At 37.9% G+C, this 16,201-nt stretch carries 18 protein-coding genes; 12 read left to right on the top strand and 6 right to left on the bottom strand.

What is annotated here, in order from left to right:
• The first annotated feature begins 16 nt into the window (after positions 1-16).
• The gene (locus L5B76_RS10645) at positions 17-1,201 is read left to right on the top strand and encodes an NRAMP family divalent metal transporter (protein WP_265755398.1); all 1,185 of its coding nucleotides are present in this window, start codon (positions 17-19) and stop codon (positions 1,199-1,201) included.
• A gap of 59 nt (positions 1,202-1,260) precedes the next feature.
• On the opposite strand, the gene L5B76_RS10640 is transcribed toward L5B76_RS10645, so the two are convergent.
• Positions 1,261-2,001, bottom strand: a complete 741-nt coding sequence (locus L5B76_RS10640) for a YdcF family protein (RefSeq protein WP_265755397.1) — start codon at positions 1,999-2,001, stop codon at positions 1,261-1,263.
• 151 nt (positions 2,002-2,152) lie between these two features.
• On the opposite strand from L5B76_RS10640, the gene L5B76_RS10635 reads away from it, so the two are divergent.
• The 8 genes from L5B76_RS10635 (at position 2,153) to L5B76_RS10600 (ending at position 9,970) form a co-directional block, all read left to right on the top strand.
• Complete coding sequence (locus L5B76_RS10635) at positions 2,153-3,160, top strand: polysaccharide pyruvyl transferase family protein (protein WP_265755396.1); 1,008 nt, start codon at positions 2,153-2,155, stop codon at positions 3,158-3,160.
• On the top strand, positions 3,150-4,331 hold the full coding sequence (locus L5B76_RS10630; protein ID WP_265755395.1) for a lipopolysaccharide biosynthesis protein: 1,182 nt from the start codon (positions 3,150-3,152) through the stop codon (positions 4,329-4,331). The genes L5B76_RS10635 and L5B76_RS10630 overlap by 11 nt, the downstream gene beginning before the upstream one ends.
• Before the next feature lie 15 nt (positions 4,332-4,346).
• A complete protein-coding gene (locus tag L5B76_RS10625; protein WP_265755394.1) occupies positions 4,347-5,120 on the top strand; it encodes a glycosyltransferase family 25 protein in 774 nt (257 codons plus the stop codon).
• Positions 5,120-6,307, top strand: coding sequence for a hypothetical protein (locus L5B76_RS10620; protein ID WP_265755393.1), 1,188 nt, complete (start codon positions 5,120-5,122; stop codon positions 6,305-6,307). The genes L5B76_RS10625 and L5B76_RS10620 overlap by 1 nt, the downstream gene beginning before the upstream one ends.
• Entirely contained in the window at positions 6,300-7,184 is an 885-nt protein-coding gene (locus L5B76_RS10615; RefSeq protein WP_265755392.1) for a glycosyltransferase family 2 protein, read from the top strand. The genes L5B76_RS10620 and L5B76_RS10615 overlap by 8 nt, the downstream gene beginning before the upstream one ends.
• Positions 7,184-7,987: a glycosyltransferase family 2 protein gene (locus L5B76_RS10610; protein WP_265755391.1), complete on the top strand. Its 804-nt coding sequence runs from the start codon at positions 7,184-7,186 to the stop codon at positions 7,985-7,987. The genes L5B76_RS10615 and L5B76_RS10610 overlap by 1 nt, the downstream gene beginning before the upstream one ends.
• Positions 7,988-8,013: 26 nt before the next feature.
• Positions 8,014-9,105 (top strand): lytic murein transglycosylase, encoded by a 1,092-nt coding sequence (locus tag L5B76_RS10605; RefSeq protein WP_265755390.1) that lies wholly within the window; start codon positions 8,014-8,016, stop codon positions 9,103-9,105.
• A gap of 151 nt (positions 9,106-9,256) precedes the next feature.
• Positions 9,257-9,970, top strand: coding sequence for a pirin family protein (locus L5B76_RS10600; RefSeq protein WP_265755389.1), 714 nt, complete (start codon positions 9,257-9,259; stop codon positions 9,968-9,970).
• A gap of 43 nt (positions 9,971-10,013) precedes the next feature.
• Here the strand turns inward: L5B76_RS10600 and rsmA are convergent, their stop codons facing one another.
• The 5 genes from rsmA to purM all read right to left on the bottom strand — a co-directional run bounded on the left by rsmA (position 10,014) and on the right by purM (position 14,279).
• Positions 10,014-10,850, bottom strand: a complete 837-nt coding sequence (rsmA, locus tag L5B76_RS10595) for a 16S rRNA (adenine(1518)-N(6)/adenine(1519)-N(6))-dimethyltransferase RsmA (protein ID WP_265755388.1) — start codon at positions 10,848-10,850, stop codon at positions 10,014-10,016.
• Positions 10,851-10,921: 71 nt separating this feature from the next.
• Positions 10,922-11,866 (bottom strand): peptidylprolyl isomerase, encoded by a 945-nt coding sequence (locus L5B76_RS10590; protein ID WP_265755387.1) that lies wholly within the window; start codon positions 11,864-11,866, stop codon positions 10,922-10,924.
• A gap of 60 nt (positions 11,867-11,926) precedes the next feature.
• Positions 11,927-12,475, bottom strand: a complete 549-nt coding sequence (pyrR, locus tag L5B76_RS10585; protein WP_265755386.1) for a bifunctional pyr operon transcriptional regulator/uracil phosphoribosyltransferase PyrR — start codon at positions 12,473-12,475, stop codon at positions 11,927-11,929.
• Positions 12,476-12,603: 128 nt separating this feature from the next.
• Complete coding sequence (purN, locus tag L5B76_RS10580) at positions 12,604-13,242, bottom strand: phosphoribosylglycinamide formyltransferase (protein WP_265755385.1); 639 nt, start codon at positions 13,240-13,242, stop codon at positions 12,604-12,606.
• Positions 13,242-14,279, bottom strand: a complete 1,038-nt coding sequence (purM, locus tag L5B76_RS10575; RefSeq protein ID WP_265755384.1) for a phosphoribosylformylglycinamidine cyclo-ligase — start codon at positions 14,277-14,279, stop codon at positions 13,242-13,244. The genes purN and purM overlap by 1 nt, the downstream gene beginning before the upstream one ends.
• 235 nt (positions 14,280-14,514) lie before the next feature.
• Between purM and exbB the strand changes: the two genes are divergently transcribed.
• From exbB to L5B76_RS10560, 3 genes are read left to right on the top strand one after another with little or no spacing between them, the layout of a single operon-like run.
• Positions 14,515-14,970, top strand: coding sequence for a TonB-system energizer ExbB (exbB, locus tag L5B76_RS10570; protein WP_115249390.1), 456 nt, complete (start codon positions 14,515-14,517; stop codon positions 14,968-14,970).
• Position 14,971: 1 nt separating this feature from the next.
• Entirely contained in the window at positions 14,972-15,358 is a 387-nt protein-coding gene (gene exbD, locus L5B76_RS10565; protein WP_103853409.1) for a TonB system transport protein ExbD, read from the top strand.
• Entirely contained in the window at positions 15,359-16,156 is a 798-nt protein-coding gene (locus L5B76_RS10560; protein WP_265755383.1) for an energy transducer TonB family protein, read from the top strand.
• Positions 16,157-16,201: the final 45 nt, after the last annotated feature.

The raw sequence follows: 16,201 nt of genomic DNA, 5'->3' as shown, positions 1-16,201 counted from the left end.
TATACAGGAGTATTTTATGATTAAAAACCGCAGTGCATTACTGGGGGCAGCGTTCTTAATGGCAACCTCAGCCATTGGCCCAGGCTTTTTAACGCAAACCGCCACGTTCACCCAAACCTTATTTGCCAGCTTTGGCTTTGTGATTTTACTTTCTATTTTGTTGGATATTGGTGCACAGCTAAATATTTGGCGAATTGTCGCCGTATCGGAAAAAAAGGCACAAGACATTGCAAATGCGGTTTTACCCGGAGCGGGGTATTTTCTTGCCGTATTGATTGTTATGGGCGGGCTCGCCTTTAATATCGGTAATGTTGGCGGTGCGGGGTTAGGGCTAAATATCCTAACCGGCTTGCCAGCAGAAACGGGGGCGATTATCAGTGGTGCGATTGCTGTTGGTATTTTCTTGTTTAAAGAAGCAGGAAAAATAATGGATCGCTTTGCACAAGTGATGGGCTTTGTGATGATCGCACTAACAATCTATGTTGCGCTTAATGCCCAACCACCAATTGCTGAGGCTGCGGTTCATACCTTTATGCCAGAAAAACTTGATGTGATTGCAATTGTCACTTTAGTTGGGGGAACGGTTGGTGGATATATCACTTTTGCTGGCGCGCATCGTTTACTTGATGCAGGGATAACGGGGAAAGACGCTTTAAAAGAAGTCAGTAAAAGTTCTGTTTCTGCCATTTTGATCGCATCAATTATGCGCGTGGTGTTATTCCTTGCTGTGTTAGGCGTGGTCTCGCAAGGTGTAAAACTTGATCCTGCTAATCCCGCCGCAACGCCTTTTTCTCACGTGGCAGGTAATGTGGGTTTAATTATTTTTGGTATTGTGATTTGGGCAGCATCGATTACTTCTGTCATTGGGGCGGCTTACACCTCCGTTTCTTTCTTAACCACTTTCTCACCATTTATTGCTAAGCATAGAAATTGCTGGATTATTGTCTTTATCGTCATTTCTACCGCCGTGCTTGCAACTATCGGAAAACCGGCACAAGTGCTTGTTTTTGTTGGAACGTTAAATGGTTTAATTCTGCCAATCTCACTCGGATTAATTTTACTCGCAGCACATCGTAGTAAAATTGTCGGAGACTACAAACACCCTGTTTGGATGACTGCGGCGGGAGCATTGGTGGTCATTTTAATGGCGGTGTTAAGCATTATGACTTTATCAAAATATATTGGTAATTTAATGGCTTAATTATTTTTATCCATAGAAAAAGTGCGGTGATTTTTCACCGCACTTTTTTTGTTGTTTTTTCATTTTGAGAATTTCTCTTTCCAATAACCAATCCATTCCTTCAAGGCTTGCATATTAGCTGGCATTGCACTGGCTTGTGGGATAAAGTGCATTAGCGTTAAATCATAACTTTCTGGCGTAACGCCTTTGCCTACATTTGCAGGAAGAACGCTAAACCCTTGTTTTTCAAATAGGAATTTAGCACGTTGCATATGCCATTGGTTGGTGACCAAAATAATACGCTGAATATGTTCTTTTTCCAATAACGCCTTAGTAAATTGAGCATTTTCAATGGTGGTTTTCGCTTTTTCTTCTAACCATCTGGTTGGTGTGTGGAAAAACTCTTGCAGCTCTTTTGCCATTATTTTAGCTTCAGAATTGCCATTAGGTGTTCCGCCTGTAATCAAAATCGGCAACTGAGTTTCTCTATGTAAATAAGCCGCATAACGCAATCGTTCAAGGGGAACGCCAGGAACTGCAAGGCTGCCAAATAATTCATCACTATCGCGCAAACCACCACCTAGCACCACAATCGCCTGCGCAGTTTTATAATCAGCAAGGCTGAGCGGCGTTTGTTTTGTTAGACTATCTTGCAATTTTTGCGAAGTATAAGGAATGCTGAACACATACAAAATGACAATGCCCAAAAGACCGAAAATAAAGCTCAACTTCTTAAAAAAGAATAAAGACAAAATCCATAAAATCAAGACATTAAATGGCGGAAGAATGATCGCTGTAATAAGTTTGGTGAGTAAAAACATAAAATAATCTCGGGCTGAATAACTTGCCGCTTAGCATAAAGGGCTTGTAATCTTTTGTAAAGATGATCAATCCTTTTGGATCTACAAGGCATTCTGTTTTAAAATAGCCCCTTTACGCTGATAAGCAGCTTTATAGGAAAGATGATTAACAATGAACGAAATTTTAGTTTCCCTTAAACAAGATTTAGAGCAAATCCTTGATGTTATCGTGGATAAAAATGATGTGCTGTATTTTGATTATCCGCTCCATTTAAACGTGGGGGATTTACTCATTTATGCGGGAACAGAAGCGTTTTTTCAGGATTATCAAATTAATATTCGATTAAGACGTTGCTTGCAAAGTTTCGATCTTGATGAAGTAAAAAAATATGTTAAACCAAACACCACATTAATATGCCACGGCGGCGGCAATTTTGGTGATCTCTACCCTGCTATTCAAGGAATGCGCGAAGCCTTGGTGCAAGCTTTCCCGAATAATCGCATTATTGTAATGCCACAAACTGCTTATTTTTCTAATCCCGAAGCGAAAGAAAAATCGGCAGCCATTTTTTCCGCCCATAAAGACTGCTATTTATTTGCGCGCGATCAGGCAACTTATCAATTAATGAAAGATCAGTTTTCTGATAAGGTTTTTCTATCGCCTGATATGGCGCATCAACTTTATGGTTCAGCATTATTAAAAAACCAAAGATTCAAAAACCAAAGATTCAAAAACCAAAGTGCGGTGCAAAAATCGGCAGAAAAAACCTTATATTTTTTACGCAAGGACATTGAAGCAAGCCATTTGGAAAAAAATATCCAAGCCACATTACCAGAGAATGCCGAAATAAAAGATTGGGAAGATATTCTCACCACACAAGATAAATATTATGAACGTATTTGTAGTGGATTAGCGAAAGTCGCGAATAAATTTCATCAGCCTTGGTTAAAGAATATAGTAAATAATTTATGGTATCGCCATAGTTTGGCGGTGATTAAACGCTGTAAAGACATTTTCCAACACTATGATTTAGTGATAACAAGCCGATTGCACGGACATATTTTTTCTTGCCTGTTAGAAATCCCAAATGAAGTTTGTGATAACTCCTATGGTAAAAACTTAGGCTATTATCGCCAATGGACACAAGGCCTTGATTTTGTGAAAGTTTATGAAGAATAAATCCTTTGCAAAACTGTTGATTACCACTTTCTTAACCACGGGACTCACAATGGTGAGTTCCTTTTTGCTTGCTCGTTTGCTTGCAGTCGAAGAACGTGGTGCGTTACAACTTTTTATTACGTCCGTAACCTATGTGGTAACCATTGCTACTGGCGGCGTTGGGTTTTCTCTCGCTCTTTGTATGCGAAATAACCAATATCATTATTGGCGTTACTATTTTTCTGCTTTTTTATTATTTTCGGTATTGGTATCCAGCCTTTCGCTTTTATTATTTAATATTACGTCATTTCATTATTTATTTATTTTAAATGTTGTTTTGACGGCTATTTTTACAATTACTTTAGAGAAAAGTAAAATTGATGCTAATTTATCTATTTATCGCCTACTTTCTTTGCAGCAACCGATTTTAGCCGTGGGCTTATATGGTGGCTATTATTTTCTTTTTGGTGAGCAGCATTTAGAAAAAGTGGTTCAGCTCTTAACCATTTTAACTTGCATACAAGCTTTATTTGCACTTTATGCCCTTAGCAAAATAGAAAAAAAGTTTAAGCAGAAAGCAGAAATAAAAAGCATAATACCAAATTATTTCTTCAAAAATTGGCTAAAACAAAACTTGCTACAAACCTTTGGCGCAACAACGGTAAATTTAGATCGTTTTTTAATTGTCGCTTTAATGGGAAATTATACTTTAGGCTTATATACGGTTTGCATTGCCTTTGATGCCTTGCTCACTCGTATAATAAATATGCTAATAGATTATTATTATTCGGGTTTACTCAATAATCTAAATCGTATTCGAGCGGTGCTAGGGCTTATTCTTTTAATGGGAATAAGTGCGGTGATAATTGTGCCATTTTTAGCAGAACCCGTCATTCATTTATTTTTTGGTAATGCTTATATTGAAGTTGCCCCAGTATTATTGTGGTTTATTATTAATTCATTATTAGCAGGGCTTTCTTGGTTATTATCACAAAATATGCTGATTTTAGGTAAGCAAGTATTATTATTTACACGCCAGATTATTTCTATTCTTGTTTTAGTGGGATTATTTTTTGCCTTTAAAAATCAAGGATTGTATGGGGTGGCCTATGCGTTAATAGGGGCAAGTTTAGTGAGGTTAATGATTTCACTCATTTACTATTATAAATTCCCTATAAAGACGAATAACTAATTTAAGTTGGATAAAATGAAAAAATTTCTTATTTCTTTAGATAAAGATCATCAACGCCGAGAGCTCTTTTTTGCTCAGCCAAACACACAAGATTTCACGCTATTTAGTGCAATTAATACGATGCAAGAAACGCCAGAAAATCTCACCGCTCTTTATGATCAAGAAAAGTTTTCTGAGCGTTATGGGCGAAATGTTACCAAAGGCGAAATTGGCTGTACATTAAGCCATTTGGCTGTATATCGTTTAATTGCCAATGATGAAAATATTCAAGACGATGAATATTGTTTAATTTGTGAAGATGATGCGTTGTTTAATCAAGATTTTCAACATCATTTAGATTGTTTACTCAAAGAAAATATTCAAGCGGATATTATTCTTATTGGTCAGTCTAAAATTGATGATTTTAATCATTCTGAATTAGAAATTAACTATCCAACAACCTTTTCATTTTTACGCAATAAGATTGCGGGATCGCCTTTTTGCTACGCCTATCCTTATCGTAACTATTTTGCTGGCACGGTAGCCTATTTAATTAAAAAATCTGCAGTGAAAGCCTTTTTAGCCGAAGAAAAACCTTATTGGCTGGCAGATGATTATATTTTATTTGGAAATAAATTTGCTTTAGATACACAAGTGGTTCGCCCTTTATTGGCTATTGAAAATCCAAAATTAATGAGCAATTTAGAAAATGTGCGTGGCAGCATAACACATCATTTTTGGCAAAAGTTAATTAAATATCCATTAAAAAAACTACTTGCTATAACGCGTAACCTAAAAGGTGGAAAATAATGTCTGCATTAGTCAATTTATTTTATCTTTATGATCCTTGGCTATTCCACTTTTTCCGAATGGCATTTTTTGTTGGGGCTATTTCGCTCATTTGCTTAGCTTATCAAGTAGTAAAAAAACAACGCCCACAAGGTATTTTTATCCCGTTAGATAGCCTAATCGCAATTATCACCCTAATTTCGTTAAGTGCAATTCCAATGTTAGCGTACCACACGCAAGATTATTCTGTATTATTGCAATATAGCAAAACCTTAATTTTATTTATTTTTGCTATTAGCATTTATAATATTTTTTATTTTAATAACAATGGAAAAGCACTGCTTATTCAAGATTTAAAAATTGGTATTATTGTTCAATGGATTGTCGGTGTAACGGCATTAATGGGCATTGGCTTTATGGCAGAACTTGCCCTTTCAACCAATATTGTATTGCCACGTTTTTATGGTTCAGAGCAAGAGTATCGTCTATATAATATTACGTCATCAGCATTCTTCCAATTAAGTGCTTTTTACATTCTTTTATTACACTTTTTATTGGCTTACAACAAAGCACATAATCAATTAAGTGCGGTGTATTTATTCTTAATTTTATGTATTGGATTAATTTCAGGCAGAACGTTTTTACTACTTTCCATTGTTAGTATCGCCATTTATTTTAAATGGAAATACTTACCTGCTTTAGGCTTATTTGGATTACTCTGTTTAGGCTTGGCCATTTATTACCCTAAAAATCCTTATGTCGCCCACGCATTAGAACCATTAATTAATTTGATTAATCTCCAAGGATTAAGTAGTTCATCAACAGACACATTAATGAAGCGCCATTTATTTATCCCAGAACTAAAACAAATTTTATGGGGCGATGGACGATATATTATGCCAAATGGAAAATATTATGGCTTAACCGACAGCGGTTTTTTACGCCAATTACTTTATGGTGGAATCGGTTATTTATCAGTCTGTTTTTTATTTACTGTTTATTTTGTACGTAAAGTAGCATTAAATTGGTTTAATGGAAGTTGGTTATTTACCTTATCCACATTATTTATACTTTCTGTATTAAATATTAAAGCAGATACTTATGCGTTCCCTGGAATAATGCTAGTGTTGCTAATGTTATTATCTTTATTTGGCCAACAGGGGAAAAATCTCTTCTTATTTAGAAAAGAAGGAAAACAAAATGTTTAGTATTATTGTGCCATCTTATAATCGACAAGCAGAAATCCCTGCGTTATTAACGAGTTTAACGCAGCAAAGTGCGCATAATTTTGAAGTCATCATTGTTGATGATTGCTCGAAAGAAAAAGTAGTGGTAGAAAAAGATTATCCTTTTCGTGTAACCGTTATTCGTAATGAGCAAAACCAAGGTGCGGCGGAAAGCCGTAATATTGGAGCAAGAAATGCAACGCAAGATTGGCTGTTATTTTTAGATGATGATGATCGTTTTGAAAAGTCGAAATGTGAAATTTTAGCGCAGAAAATTACGCAAAATCCTGATGTGAATTTTATTTATCACCCTGCAAAATGTGTAATGGTGAATGAAAATTTTAGCTATTTTACTCACCCTTTTACACAACAAAAAGATCTCACATTGGATAATATTTTATTAGCCAATAAAATTGGTGGAATGCCGATGATTGGGATTAAGAAATCTTTCTTTTTAGCTTTAGGTGGGCTTTCAACGCAATTAAAATCTTTAGAAGATTATGAGTTTGTATTAAAAGTAATTTCATCACCTGAATTAAAACCGCGCTATGTCGATCAGGCTTTAACAGAATGTACTTTTCATACCCAACGTTCCAGTGTTTCAACCAATTTAACCAATACAGAACAAGCAATCGGTTTTATTGAAAAGAATTATGTGAAAACACCAACTCAGCAAAAAAACTTTGCTCTAAATTCACTTTATATGCTTGCCTATCCGTATATTATGAATTTATCACGCAAAGCAGGAATTTATTATTGGAAAATGTTTAAATTAAGCAAAAATATTAAATCGCTGATTATTGCGATCATCATTTTTATTTCACCAAAATTAGCTATTCATTTAAAAAGGTTTATTTAATGAAATTCTCAGTTTTAATGTCCTTATATATTAAGGAAAATCCACAATTCTTGCGTGAATGTTTAGAAAGTTTGCGCTCGCAAACCTTGCCCGCAGATGAAATTGTCTTAGTATTTGACGGAGTCGTTACGCCGGAATTAGAAAGTGCGGTGCAAAATTTTGTAGAATTTTTACCGCTAAAATTAGTGAAGTTGCCGGTAAATCAAGGATTGGGCAAAGCATTAAACGAAGGATTGTTGCATTGTGCCAACGAATGGGTTTTCCGTATGGATACCGATGATATTTGCGATCCGCAACGTTTTGAAAAACAAGTAAATTTCATCAAACAAAATCCTGAAACCATTATTTTTGGCGGACAAATTGCTGAATTTGGCGAGAATATGCAAGACATTGTGAGTTATCGCAATGTACCAACTCAACCTAAAGAAATTGTCGAGTTCACAAAAACGCGCAGCCCTTTCAATCATATGACCGTGGCTTATCAAAAATCTGTCGTACTCGCTGCTGGGGGTTATCAAGATATTCAAGAAGATTATTATTTATGGATAAACTTGGTGGCGAAATATCCGCAAAATGTGGCGAATTTGCCTGATATTTTAGTTTATGCTCGCGTAGGCAATGGAATGGTTTCTCGCCGCCGTGGGTTAGCGCAAGCAAAATGTGAGTGGAATTTATTTAAACTCAAACGCAACGTTAAATTACAATCCACGATTTCAGGATTTATCGTATTTTTATTGCGTGTTTTACCACGTTTATTACCTGTTTCATTATTAAAAATCATCTATAAGTTTTTACGCAAATAAAATTTTATTTATTTTAAGGAAAGCCAATGTTTAACAAAAAATTAATTTTTACTTCATTATTTTCTGCGGTTTTATTATCTGCTTGTTCAAGTAGTCATTCTATTAAAGCGGTGAGTGCAAATACTCAATATAACAAACCTCGTACATTAAATAATTTTGATGATTATGTACAATTTCTAAAAGCTAAAGCCGCTGGACAAGGGGTTTCAAGTGCGGTGCTAAATGCACAACAAAATATTCAATATATTCCTAAAGCAGTGGCATTGGATAAACAACAAGCGGGGAAAATAAAAAAACGTAACCCGAATGAACCAAGAGTATTCAATCCTAATGGGGTAACGAATTATCTTAATCGCGTACTGACCACAAATAAGGTGAATGTTGCGGAACAACGTTATTGGGAACAATTACCGCAATTAGAAAAGGCGAGCAAAAAATTTGGCGTACAAAAAGAATATTTAATGGCGCTATGGGGAATGGAAAGTAGCTTTGGTTATTATCAAGGTTATTATGATGTGCTTTCTGTATTAGCCACCCTTGCCTTTGATGGCCGCCGTGAGCCATTATTTAGTAAAGAATTTATTGCTGCGATGAAAATGTTAGAACGTGATCATATCCAGCGCCATAAAATGAAAGGTTCTTGGGCTGGCGCAATGGGGCAAACGCAATTTATGCCAAGTTCTTACCTGAGCTATGCAGCGGACGGTAATGGTGATGGTGAGAAAGATATTTGGAAAAATCACTATGATGTTTTCGCTTCTATCGCTCGTTATTTGCATACTGTAGGTTGGGACGACAAATTGCCGTGGGGCGTGGAGGTGCGTTTAAATCAGTATATTAGCCCAAGTTTAGCGGGCATTGAAAAGCACAAAGCGCGTTCACTGCAAGATTGGCAAGCTCAGGGCATTGAACTCAAATCCTTCAACTCAGAAAGTACACAAAATTTCACCGCACTTTCCCACGCCAAATTATGGCTTGTGCAACCAGACGGTGAAAATGGTCGCGCTTTCTTAGTGTCAAACAACTTCCGCACCTTGCTTGATTGGAATCGCTCCAATTATTTCGCAGTAAGTATTGGAATGTTTGCTGATCGGATTAAAGCGAGAGTTCAGCAATAAAACCATCAAGGCGATCCCATAGGGTCGCCTTATTTTTTACTATGAATAAAAAGTCTTTTCATTTTTTTCATCTTTATCTCCTAAATAGAAAATGTAGAATAGCTCCCGTAAATAAATGATTTCAACAAATTTAAAATTTAGGAGTGTAACGATGAAAACTTTATATCATTCAGCAGATAGCCGTGGCAACGCAGATCACGGTTGGTTAAAAAGCCGTCATACTTTTAGCTTTGCTAATTATTATGATCCAGCGCGTATCCATTTTGGTGCATTGCGCGTGATCAATGATGATTATGTAGAAGGTGGAATGGGCTTTGGTACGCATCCGCACGATAATATGGAAATTATTTCTATTCCATTAAGTGGTGATTTGGCGCATAAAGACAGTATGGGTAACGGCAGTGTCATTCGCCAAGGCGACATTCAAGTGATGTCAGCGGGAACTGGGGTAAGCCATAGTGAAATGAATCCTAATGCGGATATCCCTGCTCAATTTCTACAAATCTGGGTATTCCCGAATAAACGAGATGTTACACCGCGTTATCAACAAATTAGCATTGCAGATGGCGCAAAACCAAATGATTTCCAACAAATTCTTTCACCGAATGCCGATGATGAAGGCGTATGGATTCACCAAGATGCGTGGTTCTCATTAGCGAAATTTGATAAAGGAACAGAAAAAACCTATAACATTCATAAATCAGGCAACGGCGTGTATGCTTTCGTATTGAAAGGCGAAGCGACAGTTGCAGGGCAAAAACTATCAAGCCGCGATGGTCTAGGTGTTTGGGATACAGAGAATTTTGATATTGTGGCAGATAGCGACACTGAAATTCTGTTAATGGAAGTTCCAATGACTGTTTAATCAGATAAACAAAATCCCCTACTAATTTTAGTAAGGGATTTTTTTATTCATCACTTTTTTCAGCATTATCCGCCAGCCAGTTGGCTAATCTTGCATAATCAGCAATAGACAAATTTTCTGCTCGTGCATTTAAATCAATCCCAAGTGCGGTAAGATTTTCTGCAGAAAATAACGTAGAAAGTGCATTACGCAAGGTTTTACGGCGTTGATTAAAGGCTTGCGTACACACGCGATTAAGCCAATATAAATCCTTCACAGGGTGCGGAAGCGTGCTGTGTGGAATTAAACGCACCACTGCTGAATCCACTTTTGGTGCTGGCTTGAATGCTGTTGGTGGCACTTCCAAGACCGGCATTACTTGGCAGAAATATTGCGCCATAATGGTTAAGCGTCCATAAGCCTTGCTATTCGGCGCAGCACAAAGGCGTTTTACCACTTCTTTTTGTAGCATAAAGTGCATATCTTGAATTTGTTCGCAATAGTTGAACAAATGGAACATTAATGGTGTTGAAATGTTATAAGGAAGATTGCCAAAAATGCGTAATTTCTGATTTTTTTCCGCTAAATGCTGCTCGCGATAGAGCTCGCCAAAATCAAATTGCATAGCATCGGCTTCAATTACCGTTAATTTTTGATGTAAAAATGGATGATGACGTAAGCGTTCTGCCAAGTCGCGATCCAGCTCTACCACGGTAAGATGCTCAACTTGCTCTGCAACAGGCTCAGTTAATGCTCCCAAACCAGGGCCAATTTCCACTAGAAATTGATTTGGCTGAGGATAAATCGCCGCCACAATACTTTGAATAATATTTTGATCAAATAAAAAGTTCTGCCCAAAACGTTTACGCGCAGTATGACCTAAATGTGTTTTTGAATTCATATTTTTTATCACGTTAAAAAAAGACGGGCTATTATAAAACAAAATCCCAGCGTTTGGCTGGGATTTTTTGATTATCTGAAATATTGAATATTCGCTTGTTTACGCAAGGCTACTAGCCAATCTTTCGAATAAGTTTGAATCTGTTCGTTGATCAGCTGCTGATACGCTTTTTGCATATAAGCTTGTTGTGTGCGATCCCCTTGACGGGTATCGGTAACTTCTAAAATATGCCAACCAAATTCTGTTTTAAACGGCGCAGAAATTGTGCCTTTTTTGGTGGTTTGTACGGTTTTCGCAAAAGGTGGCACATAAGCTTCTGGGAAAGCAAAACCTAAATTACCGCCATTCGCCCCTGATAAATAATCTTTAGAATATAACAATGCCGCATCAGCAAAGGTTGTTTTTCCACTTTGAATCTCACTACGCACTTTATTTAATTCTGCTTTTGCTTGTGCATCATTCAATAATGGGTTTAATTTCAATAAGATATGACGAACTTTATATTCCGTTCCCATTACTTTCTTTTCTGTACCTTGCGCACGCGCCTGTTGTAGAAGTTTTTGTCCAAGTTCTTGAACTTCTTCTTGGTTCACGCCAATACTTTCACCAATTACTTTATTACGCACTTCGCCCATTAATAATTGATTAGCAATTTGCTGACGGAACTGAGGATAGCTAATGCCTTGATAGTCAAGGGCATCAAGAAGTTGTCCAAAGGTTAAACCATTTTGCGCTGCAATCCCTTCAATCACACGATCAACCTGCGCACTACTTACTTTTACGCCAGAATTTTGAATAGCCTGTTGCACTAAAATTTCATCAATGATGCTATTAAGCGCTGCTTGACGATTGCCTGATGTATTCGCACGTTTACCTAATGCCCCGCGCACTTGGCTTTCCAAAATTGGCACACCATTTACCGTTGCCACTACACGTTCTTCTGCCTGTGCGGTTACAGCCACGGCAAATAAGGCGATTGCTGAAAGAAATAGGTTCTTAATCTTTAATAGTTTCATCTTTATTCCATTAATTAGAGTTAAAATCTGGTTAATTAGATAATTTTTTTGCTAAAAGGTTCATTTGTTGTTTGCTTGTAATACCACTTCGTAACATTGATCAAATTTCATTGTCCGAACTTGAATCTTCTCGCTTCGACTGGTTGGGATATTCTTCCCGACATAATCCGCGCGAATCGGTAACTCACGATGACCACGATCAACAAAAATAACTAATTCTACTTTTGCTGCGCGTCCAAAATCAATCAGCGCATCTAATGCAGCACGAATTGTACGACCAGTGAATAATACATCATCAATTAAGATAACAATTTTATCCTGTATGCTCAGATAATTTGATGTGCCGCTATATACTGGCGATTGATTTTGCGGCTCAATGTATTCTAAATCATCGCGATAAAAAGTAATATCTAAATCCATTGATGGCAAATCTTTGCCTGTAAGGTCAAGAATTTTTCGCTTAATTAAATCAGCAATTTCCGCGCCACGGCGTTTAATGCCAACGATGGCTAATTGATCCAAATCTTGATGTTTTTCGATGATTTCGTGTGCAATGCGAGAGATGGTTCGCATAAATCGATTTTCATCAATAATAACTTTTTCTGTCATTGTGATCCTGATAGGTTACAAAATTTGCCTTACTATAACAAAAATCCATAAAAAAATGACCGCACTTTTGTTAAAAATCGCTCATATTTCATAAGGATTATCAAAGTGCGGTGCATTTTTATACAATTTTATTCTGTGGCATAGCCATTTTCAGGTAACGCGCACTGATCTAAATAAGCCTTGCCTTCTTTTAACCTTAAACGCTCAGTCACAAACCAATTTATCACTAAAGGATAAATTTGCTGCTCTTGATATTTCACGCGCTGTTCAATATCACTGACTTCATCATCTGGAAAAATTGGCACTTTGGCTTGCAACACAATCGCACCACCGTCCACTTCTTCATTGACAAAATGCACCGTTGTACCGTGTTCTTGATCGCCCGCTTCCAACGCGCGCTGATAAGTGTGTAAGCCCGGATATTTCGGCAACAATGAGGGGTGAATGTTGAGAATTTTGCCTGCAAAGCGTTGGGTAAATTCAGCGGTTAGAATTTTCATATAGCCAGCTAGCACAATTAAATCTGCGCCAAGCTCAGCAATATAATCACCGATAGCCTGATCCATTGCTAGATTATCAGCGTAATCTTTGCGTTCAAAAAGTGCGGTGGGAATTTCAGCCATTTTTGCGCGCTGTAAGCCATAAGCATTTGCTTTATTGGCGATAACAGCACAAATTTGCGCAGGAATATCCCCCACCTTGCAAGCATCAATAATGCTTTGCAAGGTTTGTCCTTCACCAGAAATCAGTACAACGATCTTTTTCATTAACGAATAACAACCTGCTCTTCGCCTTCACTCGCACTTTCAATGCGACCAATCTGCCACGCTTTTTCGCCAGCTTGTTGCAATAACGCCAACGCGATTTCCACTTGATCCTGTGGCAAGGCGATGATCATACCCACCCCGCAGTTAAAGGTGCGATACATTTCATAGCGATCGATATTGCCCTGTTCTTGTAGCCAGTTAAAAATAGCAGGCCATTGCCAGCTTGATTCATCGATCACCGCTTTCACATTATGCGGTAACACGCGTGGGATATTTTCCCAGAAACCACCACCCGTTAAGTGAGAAATGGCGTGAACAGGCACTTGTTTGATTAATTGTAAAATGGATTTAACATAAATTTTGGTTGGTGCTAACACTTGATCGGCGAAAGGCTTGCCGTCTAATTCTGCGCTAGCAGGATCGATACCTGAACGCTCGATCACTTTGCGAATTAAGGAATAACCATTGGAATGTGCGCCACTTGAGCCTAATGCGATCAAGGCATCGCCCACTTTCACTTGGCTGCCGTCAATAATTTCTGATTTTTCGACCACGCCCACGCAGAAACCTGCTAAATCATAATCACCTTGATGATACATTCCCGGCATTTCTGCGGTTTCCCCGCCCACTAAGGCGCAACCTGATTGCTCACAACCATTGGCAATGCCTTTAATCACACTGGCTGCCACATCGACGTCTAATTTGCCTGTGGCATAATAATCTAGGAAAAATAGCGGTTCTGCCCCTTGCACCACTAAATCATTAACACACATTGCCACCAAGTCAATGCCGATGGTATCGTGTTTATTCAAATCAATGGCAAGGCGTAATTTTGTGCCAACCCCGTCTGTACCAGACACCAAAATTGGCTCTTTATACTTGCTCGGCAACGCACAAAGCGCGCCAAATCCGCCCAACCCGCCAATCACTTCGGGACGTGTGGTGCGTTTTACATCGGCTTTAATTTTTTCTACTAAGGCATTACCGGCATTAATATCCACACCCGCATCTTTGTAGCTTAATGATTGTTTGCTCACGATTTTTTCCTATATGGCTTGAGTTACTGAAAATTGCGCGTATTGTAGCACGCCTACGCAATCGTTTGCCATGATTTTGCATAAAACGATGAGAAAAATATACCGCACTTTTTTCCGCTAAACTTTACCTAGAATTTTTAATTTGCTAGAATTCAAAGCTAATTGAAATTAATTCTCAATTACAACTTAGCTAATCTAGCTAATCTTTTGAAGTCAGCGTTAAGGACACTTTCAAATGCCGCAATTATTCGCATTTTTACAACATTATGTTGATTATATTATTTTAGGTTTACTCGGTTTAATGAGCTTTATTATGGTATGGTTCGTGATTGAACGCTTTATCTTTTTAAGCCGTGTGAACGTTTCACACTACACCAATATCCACGAGTTAGACATCGATCTCAACCGTAACCTCACCATTATTTCCACCATTGGCTCAAATGCCCCTTATGTGGGTTTATTGGGTACAGTTATCGGGATTTTATTAACTTTCTATGAATTAGGAAATTCAGGTGGGGACATTGATGCCGCTGCCATTATGCTTAACCTTTCCCTTGCCTTAAAAGCCACAGCGGTGGGGATTTTAGTCGCCATTCCATCAATGGTGTTTTACAACGGCTTGCAACGCAAAGTGGAAGTCAATCGCCTAAAATGGAAAGCCTTAAACGGACAAAAAAATCTAGGGGCATAATGTGAAAAAGTTTGATGAAATCAATATTATCCCTTTCATTGACATTATGTTAGTGTTGCTGGCGATTGTCTTAATCACCGCGTCTTTTATTTCGCAAGGCAAAATTCAAGTGAACGTGCCAAAAGCCAGTAGCACTGTGGCGTTTAAATCGGACGATTTAGCCAAATTATTAACCGTTACGGAAACAGGCGAAATCTTTTTTAACGATAAGCCGACAGATTTAGCGCAAATGGAAAAAGAAGTGGCAAGCTGGGCAAAAGATCAAAAAGTCACCCTGAAAGTGGACGCCAAAGCCACCTTCCAAGATTTTGTTAGCCTAACAGATTTAATGGCGAAAAATAACATCAAAAATGTTGCCATTGTCACAATGAAAGAAAAAGGCAAATAAATGGCAAATAAACATCGTTCTTGGTTCGGCTTCTTCTTTTCTCTCCTATTTCACGCCACCGTGATTGGGGCGATTGTCTATGCAGTAAAAGCCGATAGCAGCGCCAATGGCTATCAAGCAGACGTGATCGATAATAGTATTTCAATGGAAATGCTAATGGGAATGACCGTTGAAGAACCTGAACCTGCACCAGAACCTGTTGCAGAACCTGAACCAGAGCCAGTGGCAAAAGAAATTGTACCCGATCCCATTGTAAAACCTGAACCGCCAAAACCAGAAAAACCAAAAGAAATTAAGAAAGAAAAGCCGAAAGAGCCAAAGAAAGAAAAACCACAAAAAGAGAAACAGAAAAAAGAAAAAGTACAGAAAAAGCCGAAAGAAAAACCATTAGCCAATAAAGATCTAATAAAAGGTGATCGCAACATCAATTCAGACGCCAAAGCCAATTCTGTTGCAACCAGTTTGGGCAAGGCAACGGTGAGCAATCCTAATTTAATCGGCAAAGGCACAAGTTCAAATGAACTCAATGCCTATCGCAATGCGCTACGCCGAGAAATTGAACGCCACAAACGCTATCCACAACGCGCCAAAATGATGCGTAAACAAGGTGTTGTAACCATTAGCTTTTCAATCGCTAATGATGGCGCATTACTCAATGCCAGTGTGCAAAAATCCTCAGGCAATGCGGATTTAGATAACGCTGCACTAAGCGCGGTAAAAAATGCCAAATCAATCGGCCCGAAACCTGCTGGTTTAGCTAGCTCAATGAGCGTACCAATTAATTTTACTATTCGATAATAACTTTCATAATAAAAAAGTGCGGTGAAAAATTAACAAAATTTT

Origin of the sequence: Avibacterium sp. 21-594, assembly GCF_026226815.1 — a bacterium.
GTDB lineage: Bacteria > Pseudomonadota > Gammaproteobacteria > Enterobacterales > Pasteurellaceae > Avibacterium > Avibacterium avium.
Note: the sequence above shows the minus strand (reverse complement) of the source record. Positions and strands in the feature narration are given on the sequence as shown.